The sequence below is a fragment of the Blautia sp. MSK.20.85 genome, assembly GCF_013317245.1.
Classification (GTDB): domain Bacteria; phylum Bacillota; class Clostridia; order Lachnospirales; family Lachnospiraceae; genus Blautia_A.
This window is the reverse complement of sequence record NZ_JAAIUN010000017.1, coordinates 24747-43733: the sequence shown is the minus strand read 5'-3', so window position 1 is coordinate 43733 and position 18987 is coordinate 24747. Positions and strand designations below refer to the sequence as shown.

18 protein-coding genes are annotated in these 18987 nt (G+C 43.6%); 6 read left to right on the top strand and 12 right to left on the bottom strand.

The genetic code is table 11. The features are described from left to right. Positions 1-338 precede the first annotated feature (338 nt). From G5B12_RS10520 to dnaA, 12 genes are all read right to left on the bottom strand, one after another. Positions 339-1631 carry a UDP-N-acetylglucosamine 1-carboxyvinyltransferase gene (locus G5B12_RS10520; protein WP_021975986.1) on the bottom strand — a complete coding sequence of 431 codons (1293 nt, stop codon included), beginning with the start codon at positions 1629-1631 and terminating at the stop codon, positions 339-341. 129 nt (positions 1632-1760) lie between these two features. Next, positions 1761-2267: a shikimate kinase gene (locus G5B12_RS10515; RefSeq protein ID WP_021975985.1), complete on the bottom strand. Its 507-nt coding sequence runs from the start codon at positions 2265-2267 to the stop codon at positions 1761-1763. Between the two features lie 67 nt (positions 2268-2334). Continuing rightward, positions 2335-2916 carry a flavin reductase family protein gene (locus G5B12_RS10510; RefSeq protein WP_021975984.1) on the bottom strand — a complete coding sequence of 194 codons (582 nt, stop codon included), beginning with the start codon at positions 2914-2916 and terminating at the stop codon, positions 2335-2337. A gap of 13 nt (positions 2917-2929) precedes the next feature. Continuing rightward, entirely contained in the window at positions 2930-4600 is a 1671-nt protein-coding gene (locus G5B12_RS10505) for a putative manganese-dependent inorganic diphosphatase (RefSeq protein WP_118063668.1), read from the bottom strand. Positions 4601-4635: 35 nt separating this feature from the next. Next, on the bottom strand, positions 4636-5541 hold the full coding sequence (locus G5B12_RS10500; RefSeq protein ID WP_021975982.1) for a 30S ribosomal protein S1: 906 nt from the start codon (positions 5539-5541) through the stop codon (positions 4636-4638). 535 nt (positions 5542-6076) lie between these two features. After that, positions 6077-6544, bottom strand: a complete 468-nt coding sequence (locus G5B12_RS10495; RefSeq protein ID WP_021975981.1) for a DUF1002 domain-containing protein — start codon at positions 6542-6544, stop codon at positions 6077-6079. 401 nt (positions 6545-6945) lie between these two features. Then, positions 6946-7827, bottom strand: a complete 882-nt coding sequence (rsmA, locus tag G5B12_RS10490; RefSeq protein ID WP_174088177.1) for a 16S rRNA (adenine(1518)-N(6)/adenine(1519)-N(6))-dimethyltransferase RsmA — start codon at positions 7825-7827, stop codon at positions 6946-6948. 29 nt (positions 7828-7856) lie between these two features. Beyond that, positions 7857-10736 carry a tetratricopeptide repeat protein gene (locus tag G5B12_RS10485; protein WP_174088175.1) on the bottom strand — a complete coding sequence of 960 codons (2880 nt, stop codon included), beginning with the start codon at positions 10734-10736 and terminating at the stop codon, positions 7857-7859. Positions 10737-10818: 82 nt separating this feature from the next. Continuing rightward, positions 10819-11910, bottom strand: a complete 1092-nt coding sequence (gene recF / locus G5B12_RS10480; RefSeq protein ID WP_118071878.1) for a DNA replication/repair protein RecF — start codon at positions 11908-11910, stop codon at positions 10819-10821. Positions 11911-11914: 4 nt separating this feature from the next. Then, complete coding sequence (locus tag G5B12_RS10475; protein WP_021650164.1) at positions 11915-12121, bottom strand: RNA-binding S4 domain-containing protein; 207 nt, start codon at positions 12119-12121, stop codon at positions 11915-11917. 271 nt (positions 12122-12392) lie between these two features. After that, positions 12393-13508: a DNA polymerase III subunit beta gene (gene dnaN / locus G5B12_RS10470; protein ID WP_118071868.1), complete on the bottom strand. Its 1116-nt coding sequence runs from the start codon at positions 13506-13508 to the stop codon at positions 12393-12395. Positions 13509-13785: 277 nt separating this feature from the next. Beyond that, entirely contained in the window at positions 13786-15156 is a 1371-nt protein-coding gene (gene dnaA / locus G5B12_RS10465; RefSeq protein WP_118071869.1) for a chromosomal replication initiator protein DnaA, read from the bottom strand. 90 nt (positions 15157-15246) lie between these two features. Between dnaA and G5B12_RS10460 the strand changes: the two genes are divergently transcribed. The 6 genes from G5B12_RS10460 (at position 15247) to jag (ending at position 18936) form a co-directional block, all read left to right on the top strand. Next, positions 15247-15522, top strand: coding sequence for a hypothetical protein (locus G5B12_RS10460; protein ID WP_118071870.1), 276 nt, complete (start codon positions 15247-15249; stop codon positions 15520-15522). Positions 15523-15729: 207 nt separating this feature from the next. Continuing rightward, positions 15730-15864: a 50S ribosomal protein L34 gene (rpmH, locus tag G5B12_RS10455; RefSeq protein WP_005423866.1), complete on the top strand. Its 135-nt coding sequence runs from the start codon at positions 15730-15732 to the stop codon at positions 15862-15864. An 80-nt stretch (positions 15865-15944) separates the two neighbouring features. Beyond that, on the top strand, positions 15945-16307 hold the full coding sequence (gene rnpA / locus G5B12_RS10450) for a ribonuclease P protein component (protein ID WP_021975975.1): 363 nt from the start codon (positions 15945-15947) through the stop codon (positions 16305-16307). Further along, positions 16285-16497: a membrane protein insertion efficiency factor YidD gene (gene yidD / locus G5B12_RS10445; RefSeq protein WP_015526553.1), complete on the top strand. Its 213-nt coding sequence runs from the start codon at positions 16285-16287 to the stop codon at positions 16495-16497. Before rnpA ends, yidD begins: the two co-directional genes overlap by 23 nt. An 84-nt stretch (positions 16498-16581) precedes the next feature. Beyond that, positions 16582-17904, top strand: coding sequence for a membrane protein insertase YidC (gene yidC, locus G5B12_RS10440; protein WP_118071871.1), 1323 nt, complete (start codon positions 16582-16584; stop codon positions 17902-17904). Between the two features lie 21 nt (positions 17905-17925). Beyond that, entirely contained in the window at positions 17926-18936 is a 1011-nt protein-coding gene (gene jag, locus G5B12_RS10435; protein WP_021975973.1) for an RNA-binding cell elongation regulator Jag/EloR, read from the top strand. The last annotated feature ends 51 nt before the right edge of the window (positions 18937-18987 follow it).

Sequence of the window (18987 nt, the reverse complement as noted above, 5' to 3'; positions counted from 1 at the left end):
AGCCCATGCCGACAACATCCACAACTCAGTACCACCCTAAACCCTCAAAACACCAATACCCACACAAACTCCAAGCCGACAGCGCAGCGCCTCGGCCCACCACCCTACCGTCAGACACCAACAAACTCAGCCCTTGCGGCCATCCAGCGCAGCGCTGATGGCTCACCACCTACCATCCAGCCACTCTACCGCCATGAACAACCAGGACGGCAGGCGAAGCGACCGCCCCCGGCACGTACATGCAGCTGCCCCGTCAGCCGTCCGTCCCTCCCACCACCCACAAAAAAAAGAGCCCCCAGGCACACACCCGGGGAACTCTCTCAATCATTCAAATTCAATCATCCAACACGCAGCCGAAACTTCTGAATCTCCTTCTCACTGGAAACCCTCTCGATCTCAGCACCAAGACTCCTGAGCTTCTCCTCAAAATTCTCATACCCACGCTGAATATAAACAATATCATCGACAACCGTAACACCCTCTGCAGCAAGCCCCGCAATAACAAGCGCAGCACCCGCACGAAGATCCGGCGCACTCACACGCGCACCCGTAAGCTTCTTCACACCATCAATAATAGCAGAGTTCCCCTCCACCTTAATGTTGGCACCCATACGGGAAAGCTCATCCGCATACTTAAACCGGTTCTCAAAAATACTCTCCGTAACAATACTCGTACCCTCAGCCAAAGCCAGAGTAACCGCGATCTGCGGCTGCATATCCGTCGGATAACCAGGATAAGGCAAAGTCTTTACATGAGTACGATGAAGTTTATGCGGCGCACGAACACGAACCGCATCATCAAACTCCTCAACCTCACAGCCGATCTCCTCAAGCTTGGCAGTAGTAGCTTCCAGATGCTTCGGAATAACATTACGGACAGTAACATCACCACCCGTAGCCGCAGCAGCAAACATAAAAGTACCTGCCTCAATCTGATCCGGAATAATAGAATACTCTGTACGGTGAAGCTTCTCAACACCACGGATACGGATCACATCCGTACCAGCACCCTTGATATTCGCACCCATGCTGTTCAGGAAGTTCGCCACATCAACAACATGCGGCTCCCTTGCAGCATTCTCAATGATCGTACGACCAGCCGCCATAGAAGCAGCCATCATAATATTGATGGTAGCACCTACAGAAACCACATCCAGGAAGATATGGCTGCCATGAAGATTCTCAGCCTTGGCAACAATAGCACCATGACGGATATCAACCTCCGCACCAAGAGCACGGAATCCCTTCAGATGCTGATCGATCGGTCTGCTGCCGATATTGCATCCGCCAGGAAGCGGAACTTCCGCATGCTTGTACTTGCCAAGCAAAGCACCAAGAAGATAATAAGAAGCACGGATCTTCTTGATATATTCATAATCAACACTGAGATTGCCGATGGTAGAACCGTTGATCTTTACAGTAGATTTATCGACACGCTCAACCTGAGCACCTATCTCTGAAATAGCCTCAAGCAGAACATTGATGTCCCTTACATCTGGCAGATTCTCGATTAATATTGTTTCATCAGTCATAATGGCTGCTGATAATATTGCAAGAGCAGCATTCTTCGCACCTGCAATATCCACTTCTCCAACCAGAGGATTGCCGCCTTTAATCACATACTGTTCCATAACACACCTCTATTATTTTACTCCTCTATGAGCAAGAAACTTTCTCTGAATTTACGACGGAAACATACGTTCCGCAACACCGTTTTTTAGGTCAGTTGTATATTATAACACATATTTCGGATTTGTAAACTATTTCTCTCCCCGTTTCAGTGCATCAAGCACGATCTGAAGGCTTCCCTCCAGATCTTTGTCTTCTTCGTCTACAATAATATCCGCATATTTCTCATACAGCACTGTCCGTTCCTCATAAAGACTCTCCAGTGTCTGCCCTTCTTTCAGAACAACTCCACGGTCTTTCAGATTGCCAAGACGCTTGGACAGCAGCTTCAGAGAAATCTTCAGATATACCACAACTCCTTCTGATTTCAGATGCTGCATTGCCTCATCACAATACACGACACTGCCACCTGTGGCAATGACCGTATTCTCAACCTGGATAGACGCATTCACACGATTCTCCACCGCCTTGAATCCGTCAATTCCATCCTGCTCAATGATCTCACTTAAAGTTCTCTTTTCTTCCTTCTGGATCAGCAGGTCTGAGTCAATAAACTGGTAACCAAGCACTTTCGCAAGTACAACACCGATGCTGCTTTTTCCCGCACCAGGCATCCCTATCAGTGTAATATTATTCATACTGTGTCCTTTCATTTTAACATAGCTGTAACAAAATCTCAACAATCGTTCCTGTGCCGTGTTATTCTCAGCGTTTCTTCTTACCGTTTTTCTTCTTCACGCTGTAGCCAAAAGTTCCCACCTTCCGGCCACCAGCCAGATATTCCCCATGGGAATAAACCAGAAGTCCCGCATCATTGAGATGGAACTTGTTGTTTTTGTCCATATATGCTTCATCCGCATGAACCGCAAGTACATCTGCAAGAAACATATCATGCGATCCCAGTTCCTTCACCTCTCGTACTCTGCACTCGATGGAAACCGGTGCTTCCCCGATCATCGGAGCAGAAACATACTGTGCTTTCTCTTTTGTAAGATTCAGTTTTTCGAATTTGTCAACATCCCGGCCGGACCGGACTCCGCAGAAATCCGTCGCAAAAGCCAGTTTTTCTGTTGTAAGGTTAATAACAAACTCTCCCGTTTTTTTCAGCATTCCATAAGAATAACGGGATGGTCGGACTGAAATATAAGCCATCGCCGGATTCGTACAGACCGTTCCTGTCCACGCAACGGTAATAATATTGTCGTTGCCCTCTCCGTCCGTGACACTGACCATCACTGCCGGCAGCGGATAGATCATATTTCCCGGTTTCCAAATCTGTTTTGCCATTGATCCGGCCTCCTTATGCGTAATCGCTGTTCATCAGCTGAGCAGCCTCCATCATCGCCGGAATCAGCTGTTTCTTTCTGGAAACCACACCTGGCAGACAGAACGCATCTCCGTCCGGCTTCTTCTCAAAAGCGATCTCAGCCATCTGCTGGCTGCCCTCACCATAAAACAGAAGCTCTGTAGATTCCTCCAGAATATTCGTCAGCATAAAGTAAACTCTCGTGATATCGTGACGTCCACACTCGCTGACCATAAACGGCATCAGCTTCTCCTTGATCTCTTTCAGCTCTTCGCTGTCCATGGAACTGATCTGGCCCACACCAAAGGAAACATTGCCCTCGCCAATAAACTTCTTGTAATCCTGGTAAAAAATCTCCTCCGGGGATTTATCTTTCAGATTACTTCCTGCTGAGAACATCTCTCTGGCAAAATCCTCGATCTTGATTCCCGCGATCAGGGCAAGAGCACTGGCAGCGATCTTATCCGTCTGTGTACAGGTCGGTGAACGGAACATCAGCGTATCTGAAATAATGGCCGCACAGAGAAGTCCCGCAATTTTTTCCGGAATCTCCAGACGCTGCTCTCCGTAAATCTCATAAAGGATTGTACCCGTACATCCCACAGGCTCATTACGGAACGCTACCGGTGTCATGGTCTGCAATGTTCCAAGCTTATGATGGTCAATAATCTCAAGAATCTCCGCCTTCTCAATATTATCAACAGCCTGATCCACCTCATTGTGATCTACAAGAACAACTTTTTTCTTGTGCATGTCCAGGAAATTACGTCTGGAAATCGTTCCGATACACTTTCCATGAGGATTGATAACCGGGAACGCTCTGTGGCGGTTTTTGACCATAACATCCTGGATATCATCTGTAAAATCCTCGGTATTAAACGTAACCATGTTATCCCGTTTCATAACATAGCTGACCGGAATACTCTGATTGATCAGACGGGCGATGTTAAAGGTATCATAAGGTGACCGGATGATCACGATATTTTTTTCGTGGGCCAGCTTCACAACCTTCTCGGAAACCACAATGTTCAGCCCTACAATAATACAGCTTACATTCTGGCTGATGGCCTGAAGATGATCCTCCTCACGGTCTCCCATGATGATCATATCATTCTCCTCAATAAATTCCTCCATCATCTTCGGATTGGCTGTTCCAACCAGAACACGTCCCTTGACAAAATATCCGTGGCCATTTCCTTCCACCACTTCTCCGCCAACCGTCTCCGCAATCCTTTGATACTGTGTCCGCGCATTGGAAAGCAGATAACTGTCTGTGGTATCCATATAAGTCTTGGCAATATCTCCGATGGTCACAAGACCTTCCAGGCATCCCTCCTTATCACGGATCGGAAGGGATACGATTCCGTTCTCCTGCATCAGATCCCAGGTATTTTTCAGTGACATGTTTTTGTCTGCCTGGGGACTGAGACGGATATCCATATCCTTGACCTGTGTTCCGATATTTCCCAGATAAGCCGGCGGCTGTACACCAAAACGGTTCAGCACATATCTGGTCTCCTCATTGATCTGACCAGCTCTCTTCGGAATATATCTCTTACTCTGTGTAGTCCTGTTTTTAATATCCGCATAAGCGATCGCCGAACAGATGGAATCCGTATCCGGATTCTTATGTCCGATTACAAATATTCTCTCCTGTTTCTTCATTCACATCCATCCTTTTTCATCCAAAAATATAACAATTAATCAAGTTTGATGTTCGCAAAAAGTGAACCAAGAGATGTGGTTGCCTCTTCTCCTGACTCCGGCAGTTCAAAAGTCTCTTCCTCAACTTCCTTCGCCATCAGATCCGATGCCTCTTTGATACTCAGGCTCAGCTTGCCATCCTTGATCGCAATTACTTTCACCTTAACCTTGTCTCCCACACTTATCGCCTCTGATGGCTTCTTAATTCTTTTTTCGCAGATCTGGGAAATATGAACCAGACCGGAAATTCCGTTTCCAAGATCAACAAACGCACCATAAGGCTGCAGGCTCTCAACCGTTCCCTCTGTCACGAAACCAACCTCAATATTGGAAATCTTGTTTCTGCGCTCCTTCTCTGCTTTCTCACGGAGAAGTTCCTTTGCAGAAAGTACCAGTCTCTTTTTCTCTTTATCTACATCAATTACCTGAACCTGAAGCGGCTTGTTCAGGTACTCTTCTGTATCCTCTACATAATTCAGCGCAAGTTTGGATGCCGGGATAAAACCTCGAACACCTTCCACATAAGCAATGGCTCCGCCGTTTACGATTCCCTTTACAACAACATCCAGTGCTTCCCCGGATTCCTGAAGCTCCTTCAGTTTATCCCATGCAAGTACATCTGCTGCCTCTGCTCTGGAAAGAAGAATATTTCCCTGTCCGTCATCTTTCCTAAGAACGGTTGCCTGGATCTCTTCTCCCGGCTGAACTGCCTCTTTAATATTAAATCCCGGCTCTCTGGAAAATTCCTCTGCCGGAATAAATCCCTCAGCATAATATTTAAGATCAAGAACAACTCCTGTCTCATCCACACTGACCACTGTCCCGGCGATGATATCACCTTCCTCAATTTTCTTAAAAGAAGCCTCCAGCTCCTGCTCAAAATCTTTCATAGACTCCGCCATTTCCTGACCTCCGTTCACGCTTCATCTTTTCATCATTTACTTCCGGCCTTTTTCTTATTCTTTCTGCCGGATTTTCATTTTAATCTTAATTATTATAGCATGGGCAAACCACCGACGCTATTATTTTTTTGAATGCAAAATCCCCTCTTTATACAAAAAAAACTCCGCACATTGGCAGAGGCTACATTTTCTGATATTTTTCCCCATAAAACGAGGAGTGCCCCGGTAGTGGCTTACCGGGGCGATTATTATGAAAAAAATTGTATGTGTAATGATACAGATACACACCATTACAGCGTCTTTCGTAGTGTTCTTTCGAACTGTTATTATAGTATCAGATAAATATGAACAAATTATGAACAACTCGTGAACTTTTAGCGTATTTGCACAATTTCTTTTCTGTTTTTCCTCTTTTTTTATAAAAACGCCACATTTGCTTTATTGACAAGCGTTCTAAATATTGTACATTTTGTACATTTCCAGTAAACTTAAGAATAATAATCCCAATAAAAGTGCCATTCTGAACACCTTCCTCCTACTGACGGGAAAGCATACCCTTAATAAACTCGATCGCTTTCTCAAAAATATTCTTTACATCAGACTTTGTAACACCCATATCTTTCAGAGTACTGTATGCATCGCTTACATAACCTTTGATCTGGTCATCACTGATGTCGATTCCTCTGAATTTGCTGATAATATTCACGAGAGAATTCTTATCATCCTCAGAAAGTGTCACACCATAATGATCTGCTGCCTCATCAATTCCCTGTGAAATCTCATCATCAGAAATCTGATTGGAATCAAAAAGCCCTTTTACATAAACAATAATATCGCCAACTTTATCCGGGTCAGACGCAAGAGACTCAATCTCGTTATCTTTAAGAATCTCCTCTGCCTGGCTCATAACAGAGCTGGAATCTGATGCCATAACCATCATTGGTGAAGTACATGAGATAATTCCCGCAACGACCAGTGCTGTGATCCTGTTCATTTTTTTCATAATAAATCCCTCCAAAAGAGCCTTGGCTCATTATACGTAATCTGCAACTGTTTCCAGTTCCATAATTTTCAGTTCCCTTTTAACGCCACTCAGTATAACACACCACCCTACCCTTCTGTAAACTGGAATTTTCCCTTTTTTCAATATTTATGGTCAGACTTTATGTATATCCCGGAAAATATATTCACAATCTTTTCATATTTTCAACAAACTTTCCTAACATCTCCTTTATAGAATAAATATTGTAAATTTTTCATTACTTACTTATGTCTGACACCTCAGACATAACCTCCTTTCTATGACAAGTTATATAGATCCGGGTGGGATACCTCTCCAATTGTCCCGTCCGGAAACGCAAAAAGAACCCGGAACAGCTGCCCGGGTTCTTTTTGTGTAATGTTTTATTTATTATTCTTTTCTTCAGAGATACAGTTGGCAAGCATTGCAAACTGCTCCAGTGTCAGCGCCTCTCCTCTGATATTCAGCGGAAGCCCGCACTTCTCGAATATATTCTCGATCTCTTCTTTTCCAAGGGAAAAATCTCCGGAATTTTTGATGCCGTTTACAAGGGTCTTTCTTCTCTGGTTAAATGACGCACGGATCAGCCTGAACATGAGGTGTTCATCCTGCACCTCAACCGGCGGTTTCTCATAACGTGTCAGTTTGATCACCGCACTTCCTACCTTCGGCCGTGGCATGAAACAGTTCGGCGGCACGTTTGCAACAATCTCCGGCTTCGCATAATACTGGACAGCCAGGGAAAGCGCGCCGTAATCCTTGGTTCCAGGTCCTACCTGCATACGGTCTGCAACCTCTTTCTGTACCATAACCGTAATGGAATCCACAGGAACATTCTTCTCAAAAAGTCCCATAATGATCGGTGTCGTAATATAATACGGCAGGTTCGCAACCACCTTTACAGGCTTTCCGCCATTTTTTTCATTGGCGATCTTTTTGATATCTGTTTTCAGGATATCGTTATTGATCACCGTTACATTATCCCATTCTTTCAGGGTATCCTTAAGAATCGGGATCAGGGAACTGTCGATCTCCACAGCAGCCACTTCTCTGGCCGCTTCCGCAAGATACTGTGTCATGGTTCCGATTCCGGGACCAATCTCCAGTATAAAATCATCCTTCGTAATTCCGGAAGAATCAATGATCTTTTCCAGAACATGTTCATCGATCAGAAAATTCTGACCAAACCTTTTCTGGAAAACAAAATGATACTTTTGAAGGACTTCAATGGTATATTTCGGGTTACCAAGATAAGGTCTGGCCATATTTTTTACCTCTGCTTTTCTGTTTATTTTCAGCTGAAATCCTTTTCAAGAAGTACGGTGAATCCATCACGGTCCACACGCTTCTTGGAGCGTTTGAATAATCCGCCCTGTGCTTTTGCCATGGCATTATCCAGCATGGTCTTCACAGTTCCGATGCACACCGGCTGATCTTCCTTCTGGTTGATTCCGATCAGATTATACAATGCAAGCATGCCCATCTGATCAATGCGGAATCCATTTTCCATGGTATAAACCTTGGCAAAATTAACAAGTTCATCATTTGTAAATACAGGAATATTGATCATGGATGTAAATTTCTTCGCAAGTTTCGGATATCTTGCGATCAGCTTACGCATGCCGATCTTTTCATCCTCAAGGATCACGATCATACTCTTTGTATTTTCATTCATTACTTCATCAAGCTCATCTGCTGTTTCCTGGGAAAGCTGGTTTGCGTTCTCAATAACGAGGAAACCTCCTGCAAGCTTGGATGCAATCTCTGCAATATTTTTTCCGTTAAGGTCTTCCGCAAATATGTAGGCAACCTTGGATGCCTCAATATTCAGCTCTCTGCAGATTGCCGGGATAAGGCTTGAGATCAGTCTTGTCTTTCCTGTTTCTCTGCCGCCCATAACGATCACATTTCCAGTCTGGGAAGTTTTGTCAGCCGCACCTTTCTGTACATCGCAGAGTACATCCACCAGCTGCTCTTTCATTCCCGGAACTGCTACAAAATATGTGAACAGCTGCTTCTCTTCATCTGTAAGCTGTCTCTTTCTGGAAATAATAGTGTTCAGATCGATCTCCGGCTGCATATCCTCGATAAAGCGCTCCAGCTGTTCTTCCTCGCTGAGTTCTTCTTTCTCATCGTCTTCTTCCATATCTTCTGTAAGACTTGAGATAAAATCATCCTCTTCATCGTCTTCCGGCTCATCTTTGAATCCGAAATCATCGTCACTGAATTCTTCTTCCTCATCAAGAGGTGTCTCATCTTCGACAGGTATCACAACATCGTCTGTCAGTTTATCCGCTCTGCGATCGTCACTTTCATCCTCAAGGGAAAGATCCTCCGGCATTTCCTTAAGTTGTTCCTCTTCTTCCAGATCATCAAAACCGTCGAATTCGTCCTTGGTATCAGGCTTCTGCACGCCTGTGGGACCATTCAGGAATTCTGCTTCCGCAGCCTGCATATCTTCTTCTGTAACCGGCTCTTCATCTTCATCCAGAACCAGATCCGGAATTCTCCTGTGCGCCGACTCACTTACATCTTCTGCCTGCTGTGCGGAAATCTGTGCCATGATATCCTCAATATCCGCTGCATCCGGCTCCTCCGGAACAAATTCATCTGCCGCGATATCCAGATCTTCTTCGTCTTCTGTTTCCTCGGTTACTTCTGACTGCTGTACATCCGGAGATTTCTCTTCCTCCGGAATATTGATTCCCTGCTCGCTTGCAGCTGCAAGAATGGTATCTTCCAGATTGAATTCCTGCTCTTTCTCAGGTTCCTCGTCTGCTTTTTTATCCTTGGCAACTTCCGCCGCGATCTCATCAATGCTTCCAAAAATTCCGGATGCGTCCGGAATACCGGCAGCGCTGCTTGCATTTTCCGGATCTACATTGATCATAGACTTCGGGATCTTAAGCTCCGGCATACGGATCGTTGCTGAAAAATCAGGCTTGCCGTCTTCATTAAGGGGAACTCCTGAAGTTTCCTTCGGTTCCTCCACAGAATCTTCCTCAACGATCTCAGAAACACTTTCAACTAATTCCTTTTCCGTCGCCTTCTCTGCTTCCGCCTCTTCCGCTTCCTGATAAGCTTCTTCCTCTTCGTCCTGCGGTTCCTGTGTCCGGGCATTTAACTGTACGGTTCCGGCAGACAGATTATCAATACCGGATGCCAGAAGTTCCTCACCATCTCCAGCCTCAGCAGTTTCTGCCGCCTCTTCTTCAGAAGCGTCTTCTTCGGACTTTTCTTCTGTGGCAGCAGTCTCAGCTTCCGGAGTTTCCTCCTCACCAGACTCCTGATCTGCAGAATCCTTGGCAGCTTCAACAGCTTCTGTCTCAGAAGTTTCTTCTGTGTCATCCTGCTCTTCTTCTTCCACGTCCTCAGTTTCTTCCGCAGCCTTCTTATGACCACCGAAGATGTCACGGATTCCCTTGGAAATCTTCTCCTGGAAAGTCTCTGCACTGTTCAGATCACGCTCGTCATCTACCTGGATCGTATCTGTAACCGGTCTGGACTCCTCATATTCAGTTTCTGTAACAGCTTCTGTTTCCTTGCTCTCCCTGATCTCCTGAGCCTTTTCCGGCGGAATCAGTTTCGGGATAAAACGCTGTTCGTATTTCTCTTTTTCTTCTCCTGTGAGAACTCCCATACGCTGTTTCAGGTCAAGGGCTTTCATCACATAAGTTCCGTCATTGAACCAGAGAATCATCTCATTGCAGAGATCCAGGCACTTCTGCTTGTCTCCTGCCTTATAGTAGAGTTTAGCCAGTTCATAGGACCAGCGCTCTGTAAACTCTTTCTCCTTATATTCCTCAAGGATACGGATCTGTTCATTCAGAGATGCATTCTTCGCTCTGGCAATTTTATATCGCAGTATATACTGGCTGTTATCACTACCTGCCACCTCTCTGTACTCGTCAAAGAATTCTGTGGCTTCACTGATCTGTCCCATTTTCAGGGAAACTTCGATCAGACGGTAAAGTATGTTCTTGCCGATCGTCGCTCTGTGATAAGCAAGAAGAAAAATTTCCTTGCTCTCTTCATAGCGCTTGTTAGCTGCGTAGATCTCGCCCACAACACAAAGCGTACGGACATTCTTTACGCGACGCCAGTCAATGCTGTCTACGATCTGCATGGCGCCTTTGTAATCCTGGGCTTCAACCAGCTTGTTGATCTGTCCCAATTTGACGCGAAACTCCTCTTTATCCAAAATATTCACCAACTTTCCATAATCAGAATCAGTTTACCATATGCATACGGGCTTGTCAAAACCCTTTAGGCATATAAACATGCCCCTTTATCACCTGAAAAACCCTGTTTATCTCAAACTGATGACTGACAAAATCATCCAGTCCTGTACAGGTGATCAAAGTCTGAATATCATGTATACTTTCCAGAAGATAAGTCTGCCGGTTACTGTCCAGTTCCGAAAGTACATCATCCAGAAGAAGCACCGGAGTATCCTTGATCTTCTTTTTTACAAGATAGATCTCAGAAAGTTTCAGAGAAAGAGCTGCTGTCCTCTGCTGCCCCTGGGAACCGTATTTCCGGATATCGATCCCGTTTACCTTTACACAGAAATCATCTCTGTGCGGTCCCACAGATGTCAGCTTCATCCGAAGATCCCTGTCCCGGTTCTGCGCCAGTTTCTGTTCAAATTCTGCTGCAGTTACACTTGGTTCATACAGGATCTCCAGTTCTTCCAGCCCACCGGTCAGACCTTTATGGAGGCCTTTTGCAAGTTCATTCAGTTCTTCCACAAACTCTTCTCTTTTTTCAATGATCTTTTTTCCGTAATCTGCCATCTGCATATCCCAGATATCCAACGTACTTTTTAATCCCGGGTTCATATAACAGTCTTTGAGAAGACGGTTTCTCTGGTTCACAATGTGATTATAGCTTGCCAGCTCCGTGATATAAACTCCATCCAGCTGACAAAGCTCTGAATCCAGAAAACGTCTTCTCTCGCCCGGTCCATTCTTGATAATATTAAGATCCTCCGGAGAAAAAAACACAAGATTTACCACACCGAGCAGTTCTCTTGCCTTGCGGATCGGCAGCCCGTTAATGGCAACTCCTTTTGCTTTGTTTTTCCGGAGGTGCATGTCTATTTTGTATGAAAGATCGCCCTTTTTTACCATCATTCGGATATGGGATTCCTCATTCTCGAAGCGGATCATTTCCCGGTCCTTGCTTCCTTTGTGGGATTTACTGGTTCCGGCCAGATAAACCGCCTCCAGAATATTGGTTTTTCCCTGGGCGTTGTCACCGTAGAGAATATTGGTTCCCTGATCAAAATTCATCTCCAGCAACTCATAATTCCTGAAATTATTCAATCTGATGGATTCAATGTACATTCCTTCACCCAATTACATAAATATCTTTTCCATCGTAGGAAATCGTATCTCCCGGATGGATCTTACGGCCACGGCGGTTCTCAACCTCACCGTTTACCAGAACAAGTCCGTCATTGATCGCATATTTTGCCTCAACGCCGTCCTCCACAACTCCTGCCAGCTTCAGAGCTTGGCCAAGTTTGATAAATTCGTCTTTAATTCTGATCTCCAATTTTTTTCCCTCTTAAATTTTCTTTCCTGGATTTGGTTAACACTTTCCAATATATTGCTCAGTGGTGGTAATTAAATACCCCCATTCCCGGCGTTTTCCAAAAGGTGGTATTTTAAATTACCTCCTTCTGGCAGTTTCCGGAGTTTATCCTTTAGTTATCTTGTTTTTGTAATGTGCGTGACCAGCGGACACGCGCCGCCGGCCACATGTTTTTTCAGCATATGGAGAAAAATCTCCTGCTGTCTTTTTGTCCATTATATTGTACAAACTATTATCTTGCCTGATTCTGGTTGATATTTACCGGAAGAATCAGATACGTGTAATTTTCTTCATCATCACGGATAAAGCAGGGAGCTTTCGGGTTCACAAGATAAATTGTTACCGTTTCATCATCAATAACACGAAGGGCATCGATCAGGAATTTCGGGTTAAAACCGATCATAATATCTTTACCCTCTTTTTCAATATCGATCTCTTCATTCATGGAACCCATTGCAGAATCGATCCGAAGTTCCATATCATCATCTGTGATATTAATGATAATTGGTTTCTTGTCAACTTCACGAACCAGCAGCGTTGCACGGTCGATACAATCCAGGAATTCTTTTTTGTTGATTTTGAGTTTCGTCTCGTAATCACTGGAAAGCATCTGATCAATTCTGAAATATTCTCCTTCAATCAGTCGAGAAACTACCATAGTCTGGTCAAATTCAAACAAAATATGGTTTTTTGTGAAGTAAATACTTACCTGATCGTCAACTTCACCGGAAAGAATCTTGCTTACCTCACTTAAAGTTTTTCCCGGAACTACCACCTTACGGTCAGAATATTCTCTCTTAAGGGGCATTTTTCGGATCGCAATTCGATGTCCATCCAGAGAAACTACCTTCAGACAGTTATTTTTAATCTCAAAAAGTTCACCTGTCATCAGTTTATTATTCTCATTAACAGCGATAGAAAAAATGGTTTGTCTGATCATTTCTTTCAGCGTGTACTGAGAAATTGTCAGCGGTTCATCTTTTTCGATCATTGGTAAATATGCAAAATCTTCTCCGGATTTGCCAGGAATATTGAATTTTGCTTTTTCACAGGTAATCGTTGCTGTATATTTTTCGTCTGTTTTGATGGTAATGTCGTTATCAGGAAGTCGTCGGATGATTTCATAGAATATTTTTGCATCAAGAGCAACCCTTCCTTTTTCTTCAATAGTACCTTCAACAATTGTTTCAATTCCCAGTTCCATATCGTTGGTGGTAAATTTGATCTGGTTTGTTGTTGCATCCATGAGGATACATTCCAGTATTGGCATGGTGGTTTTTGATGGAACTGCTTTGAGTGCGATACTTACACTTTTTAACAGACTTGATTTGGAGCAGATAATTTTCATAATGTGTATAACTCCCTTTCTGGATAAATTGTGGTTTTTATAAATATATTTATAGAAAAAATCCGCCGTAACCGCCGTAGGGGGCCAGATTTTGTGAAAAACTCCCGCGAGGCCGGTGTTTTCAGGGTTTTTCGGGTGGGATAACTTTGTGTAAAAGTGGTAGTTTTGGATGTGAATAACCCGGGGATAAAATTACCGCCGTTTTTTCGCAAAAAAGTTGTACACATCTCTCCACATACAATCAACACGTTATACACCAGTAATGTGGAAAACTTCCCTAACCTTGTGGATTAATCTTCTTTTTCAATATATCAATGGTATTTTTTAAGTTATCGTCGGTCTGCAATTCGTTTTCAATCTTCTCGATACCGTGCATAACAGTAGTATGGTCACGGTTTCCAAGAGCTTTTCCGATATTTTTCAAAGGTGTGGAGATGATTTCGCGGCAGAGATACATAGAAACCTGGCGTGGCATGACGATTTTTGAGTTTCGCTTGTTTCCGCTTAGGTCCGCAGGTGTTACTCCATAATGTTCGGCAACAACGGAGATGATGTATTCTGGTGTGATCACCTTTTTTTCATCCGGAGAAATAATATCTTTCAGTGCCTGTTCTGCAAGTTCAAGTGTAACTTCTTTTTTCTCAAGCTTGGCTCCGGCCATGACCTTGTTGAAAGCACCTTCCAGCTCACGGATGTTGGATTTAATATTGGTAGCGATGTATTTGATAACATCTTCACTGATGCTGTAACCGTTCATTTCTTCATTTTTATGAAGGATCGCCATTCGAGTTTCATAATCTGGCAGCGTAATATCTGCGATCAGACCCCATTCGAACCGGGAACGGAAACGTTCTTCCAGGATTTCCATATCTTTCGGAGGTTTATCGGAAGATATGATGATCTGTTTTTTGGCACTGTGGAGACTGTTAAATGTATGGAAAAATTCTTCCTGTGTGGATTCTTTTCCTATAATAAACTGAATATCATCGACGAGAAGAACGTCAATATTCCTGTATTTTTCACGGAATTTGCTCATTGCCGTATTATTTCCGTTTCGGATGGTTTCGATCAGTTCATTTGTGAATTCCTCACTGGTTACATAGAGAACCCGGCTGTTTTTGTCGTGTTCCAGTATAAAATGAGCGATGGAATGCATAAGATGCGTTTTTCCGAGACCGGCTCCGCCGTAAATAAACAGAGGATTATAGGTATCTCCTGGTGATTCGGCAACTGCGAGTGCTGCTGCCTGGGCGAATTTGTTGTTGCTTCCTACTACGAAAGTATCGAAAGTATATTTTGGGTTTAAATGAGCTTCTTCGTAACGTGTATCATGATTCTGTTTATCATAGGAAGGTTTTTTTTCTTCTTCTTTCTCGAGGAGATCTTTTTTCAGAACAAATCGCACTTCACATTCTTCCATGCCTGTCAGTACACAGATTGTAACCTGAAGAGGTATTTTGTAGCGTTTACTGATGTAATTGACACCAATTGCCGCCTGTTCTGAAGGAACTGCCACTGTTATCAGACTTCCGTCAACCTCATAAACTTCCAGTGGCTTAAGCCAGGTATTAAAAGGGACATCATTCACCTCATATTCAGATTTGACAGTTTGCAGGATCTCCTCCCATTTTTCAATAACAGCGTTCATTTTTTCCTCCCATGAGTAATATAATAACCCCAGTTTGCGACTGGAGACAGATATCCTTTTATATATTACAATGAAAATGGGGTTTTAGCAATGGAAAACGTTGAGATTTTGGGGAAAACAATGTGGATAATTTGGGGAAATTACTGTGGATTAGGGTGGAAAATAGTGTATAACTGGGAAATCGGTTTCCATAAGTTAACGAGGTGTGGAAAATACGGAGAATTTATGTGTATAAAATTGTCCACTGTCAAAATACCGCAAATAAAGGGATTTTTTGAAGATGCTATAAAAAATCATCCTGAAAAAGTGGATAGTTTTACTGGTAATCCACTAGTTATCCACAAGTTATCCACATTTTGTGGATAATGTTACGTAAACCATAAGCGTAATCCACATAATGATAAAAAATAAAAACCACGAAGCAGGCGGTATTTTTCAAACCCCTGATTTTATCGGGTTTTTTGCAATTTTCCCTTGACGAAAAGGAGGTTTATTTATATAATTGAAACGATGTTCTGAATGATAAGTTATTTCATAACAATTATTAAAATAGATAAAGGAGGTGCTTTACCTATGAAGATGACATTTCAGCCAAAAAAGAGATCCAGAGCTAAAGTTCACGGCTTCAGAGCTCGCATGAGCACAAAGGGCGGACGTAAAGTATTAGCTGCAAGAAGATTAAAAGGAAGAAAACAGTTATCAGCATAAGCTGTAAGACCGCATTTATGTGGTCTTTTCTTCTATCCGGAGAAATATCCGCGCAGGCGGTATGATTAAGGAGGATCCGTTTGATCAGATCAGAGTCCTTAAAAAAGAATCAAGATTTTAAAGTTGTATATCAGAACGGAACATCATATGCGAATCGGCTTCTGGTGATGTACGTGCTGAAGAATCAGCACATGAAGAATCGTCTGGGAATATCAGTAAGCAAAAAAGTAGGGAATAGTGTGGTTCGCCACAGACTCACCAGACTGATCAGAGAAAGTTATCGTCTCAACGAAACAGATTTTGACAGTAACCTTGATATTGTAGTAGTAGCGAGAGCTTCAGCCAAGGGCAAAGGCTTTCACGAGATCGAGAGTGCTTTTATGCATCTTGCAAAAAAGCATCATATAACAGGGAATGAACATGATAAAGAAATTTCTGATTAAGATGATAAGACTCTATCAAAAATATATATCGCCGATGAAGAGAACGAAATGTCCTTATATTCCCACATGTTCTCAATATGGTTTGGAAGCAATCGAAAAATATGGCGCATTCAAGGGCAGTCTTCTTGCGGCATGGAGGATCCTGCGATGCAATCCTTTTTCCCATGGAGGCTATGACCCTGTGCCATGAATTATTTTGTGACTGTTTGGCCTCTTTTTCCCGGGGCGAAATAGTTACCGGACTTTTACAATTGAATAAGAAGTCTAGGAGGAAATGAATTTGGAACTGTTTTTAGCAACAAAAACCGGAACTCCTATTATCGGACAGATCGCGTCTGTGATGGGATGGATCATGGATGGCATATATAAGATGCTTGACGGCCTGTTCGGAATCCAGAACATTGGTCTTTGTATCATTATCTTCAGTATTCTTATCTTTGCCTTTATGACACCGCTGCAGATCAAGCAGCAGAAATTCTCCAAGTTAAGTGCGATCATGCAGCCCGAGATCCAGAAGATCCAGAAGAAATATCAGGGTAAAAAAGATCAGGACTCCATGATGAAAATGAACGAAGAAACCCAGGCTGTTTATCAGAAATATGGTGTTTCTCCAACCGGTAGCTGTGTACAGTTAGCCATTCAGATGCCTATTCTGTTTGCTCTGTATCAGGTTATCTACCGGATTCCTGCTTACGTTGGAAGTGTAAAGAACATTTTTACTGGTGTAGTTGACAACCTGTTAGCTGTAAACGGATACACAGATATCCTGCAGCAGTTTATCACAGACCATTCCATGACACGAGTACGTCTCGTTATGGACAGTGCCGGAAATGCTACAAGTAACTCTATTGTTGATTTTCTGTATGCACTTTCTCCTTCCCAGTGGAAAGAGTTGGCACAGATGGATCAGTTTTCAGGATTTTCTGATGCGATCACAAAAGCATCCGGAAATATTTCCAAGATGCAGGGCTTCTGTGGCCTGAATATCGCAGATCAGCCGCTGTACTATATCATGGAGTTCTTCAAAAATCATGGTTCTCTGTTACTTGCGATCGTAGCACTTCTGATCCCGGTTCTTGCATGGGCAACTCAGATGCTGAACCTGAAGCTTATGCCACAGGCTGCAACACAGCCGGCAGACGGAAATGATCAGGCCAGCGCAATGGCAAACTCCATGAAAACCATGAACATGGTCATGCCTCTGATGTCTGCATTCTTCTGTTTCACATTCCCGGTTGGTCTTGGTATCTACTGGATCGCCAGTGCTGTCGTGCGAAGTGCCCAGCAGTTTGCCATCAACCGTCATCTTGATAAGATGAACATTGATGATCTGGTTAATGAGAATATGAAGAAGATCGAAGCAAAGCGTGCGAAGGAAGGACTTCCGCCGCAGAAGATCACCAATCAGGCTCATCAGTCCGCCAAGAATATCAATAAACCTGTGATCAATAAGGGTAACAGCGGAAACAACGGTGCTTCAGACAGAGCACAGAAGGTTGATACTGCTTATGAGAAGGCAAGAAATGCAAAACCAGGCAGCATCACAGCCAAAGCAAATCTCGTAAGAGACTTTGATGAGAGAAATAAGAAGAAATAATCAGGAACGGAGGGGTTCGTAATGGAGGATTACATTCAGTTTTCAGCAAAAACAAAGAATGAAGCTATCACAAAAGCGTGTCTTGAGCTTGGAACTTCCAGTGACCAGCTTGATATTCAGGTTATCAGTGAAGGCAGCTCCGGATTCTTCGGAATCGGCAGCAAACCTGCCGTGATCAAAGTTCGCAGAATCGAGCCAGTTTCTGATATGCAGGAGATCGATGAACTGGTAGAGTCCGTGAAACTGGACGCTATTAAAGAAGAGAAGAAATTAGACAAGCCTTTTACTCCAAATGTAAAGAAAGAATCTGCACCGAAGGCAGCTCCTGTAAAGGAGAAGAAACCGGTAAAAACAGAGTCTGTACAGGCGGAGAAAACATCTGAAGAGGCACCTTTGAAGGCTGCAGCACCGAAGGAAAGACCTGCAAGAGATTCCCAGGGTAAAGCAAAACCTGCACGTGAGAAACAGCCGAGAGCTCCGAAGGAGCGCCAGCCAAAGGAAACACGTGAAAAAGCACCGAAGCAGGGCAGACCGGTAGAGATCCTGACTGATCCGGAGAAGATCAAAGAGGTTGAGGAGAGAGCAGTAGTATTTCTTCGTGATGTATTCGGATCCATGGATCTTGGAGAAGTGGAGATCACATCGAAATACAACACAGCTGACGGTTCTCTGGATGTAGATTTTGAAGGTGAGGATATGGGTATCCTGATCGGAAAAAGAGGTCAGACACTGGATTCTCTTCAGTATCTGACAAGCCTTGTAGTAAACAAAGGCGAGTCTACTTACATTCGTGTAAAGCTTGATACAGAGGACTACAGACGCCGCCGTAAAGAAACTCTGGAAAACCTTGCAAGAGGAATCGCCTTCAAGGTAAAGAAAACCAGAAAACCGGTAGTTCTGGAGCCGATGAATCCATACGAGAGAAGAATCATCCATGCATCTCTGCAGGGCAACCGCTATGTAGAGACAGTCAGTGAGGGAGAAGAACCTTACAGACATGTAGTGGTAAAACTGAAACGTAATAATTACTGATTCAGTGGTAAGAATATAAGCCGTATCCCGGAGCGTTAAGCTTCGTGGATG

What these genes read in the sequence shown, in the direction of transcription:
- yidC (WP_118071871.1), top strand. Translation starts at nt 16,582, where the DNA reads ATGAATTTGGAACTGTTTTTAGCAACAAAAACCGGAACTCCTATTATC.
- G5B12_RS10505 (WP_118063668.1), bottom strand. Translation starts at nt 4,600, where the DNA reads ATGAAGAAACAGGAGAGAATATTTGTAATCGGACATAAGAATCCGGAT.
- G5B12_RS10500 (WP_021975982.1), bottom strand. Translation starts at nt 5,541, where the DNA reads ATGGCGGAGTCTATGAAAGATTTTGAGCAGGAGCTGGAGGCTTCTTTT.
- rsmA (WP_174088177.1), bottom strand. Translation starts at nt 7,827, where the DNA reads ATGGCCAGACCTTATCTTGGTAACCCGAAATATACCATTGAAGTCCTT.
- G5B12_RS10495 (WP_021975981.1), bottom strand. Translation starts at nt 6,544, where the DNA reads ATGAAAAAAATGAACAGGATCACAGCACTGGTCGTTGCGGGAATTATC.
- G5B12_RS10460 (WP_118071870.1), top strand. Translation starts at nt 15,247, where the DNA reads ATGGAAAACGTTGAGATTTTGGGGAAAACAATGTGGATAATTTGGGGA.
- rpmH (WP_005423866.1), top strand. Translation starts at nt 15,730, where the DNA reads ATGAAGATGACATTTCAGCCAAAAAAGAGATCCAGAGCTAAAGTTCAC.
- G5B12_RS10520 (WP_021975986.1), bottom strand. Translation starts at nt 1,631, where the DNA reads ATGGAACAGTATGTGATTAAAGGCGGCAATCCTCTGGTTGGAGAAGTG.
- jag (WP_021975973.1), top strand. Translation starts at nt 17,926, where the DNA reads ATGGAGGATTACATTCAGTTTTCAGCAAAAACAAAGAATGAAGCTATC.
- dnaN (WP_118071868.1), bottom strand. Translation starts at nt 13,508, where the DNA reads ATGAAAATTATCTGCTCCAAATCAAGTCTGTTAAAAAGTGTAAGTATC.
- recF (WP_118071878.1), bottom strand. Translation starts at nt 11,910, where the DNA reads ATGTACATTGAATCCATCAGATTGAATAATTTCAGGAATTATGAGTTG.
- G5B12_RS10515 (WP_021975985.1), bottom strand. Translation starts at nt 2,267, where the DNA reads ATGAATAATATTACACTGATAGGGATGCCTGGTGCGGGAAAAAGCAGC.
- G5B12_RS10510 (WP_021975984.1), bottom strand. Translation starts at nt 2,916, where the DNA reads ATGGCAAAACAGATTTGGAAACCGGGAAATATGATCTATCCGCTGCCG.
- dnaA (WP_118071869.1), bottom strand. Translation starts at nt 15,156, where the DNA reads ATGAACGCTGTTATTGAAAAATGGGAGGAGATCCTGCAAACTGTCAAA.
- yidD (WP_015526553.1), top strand. Translation starts at nt 16,285, where the DNA reads ATGATAAAGAAATTTCTGATTAAGATGATAAGACTCTATCAAAAATAT.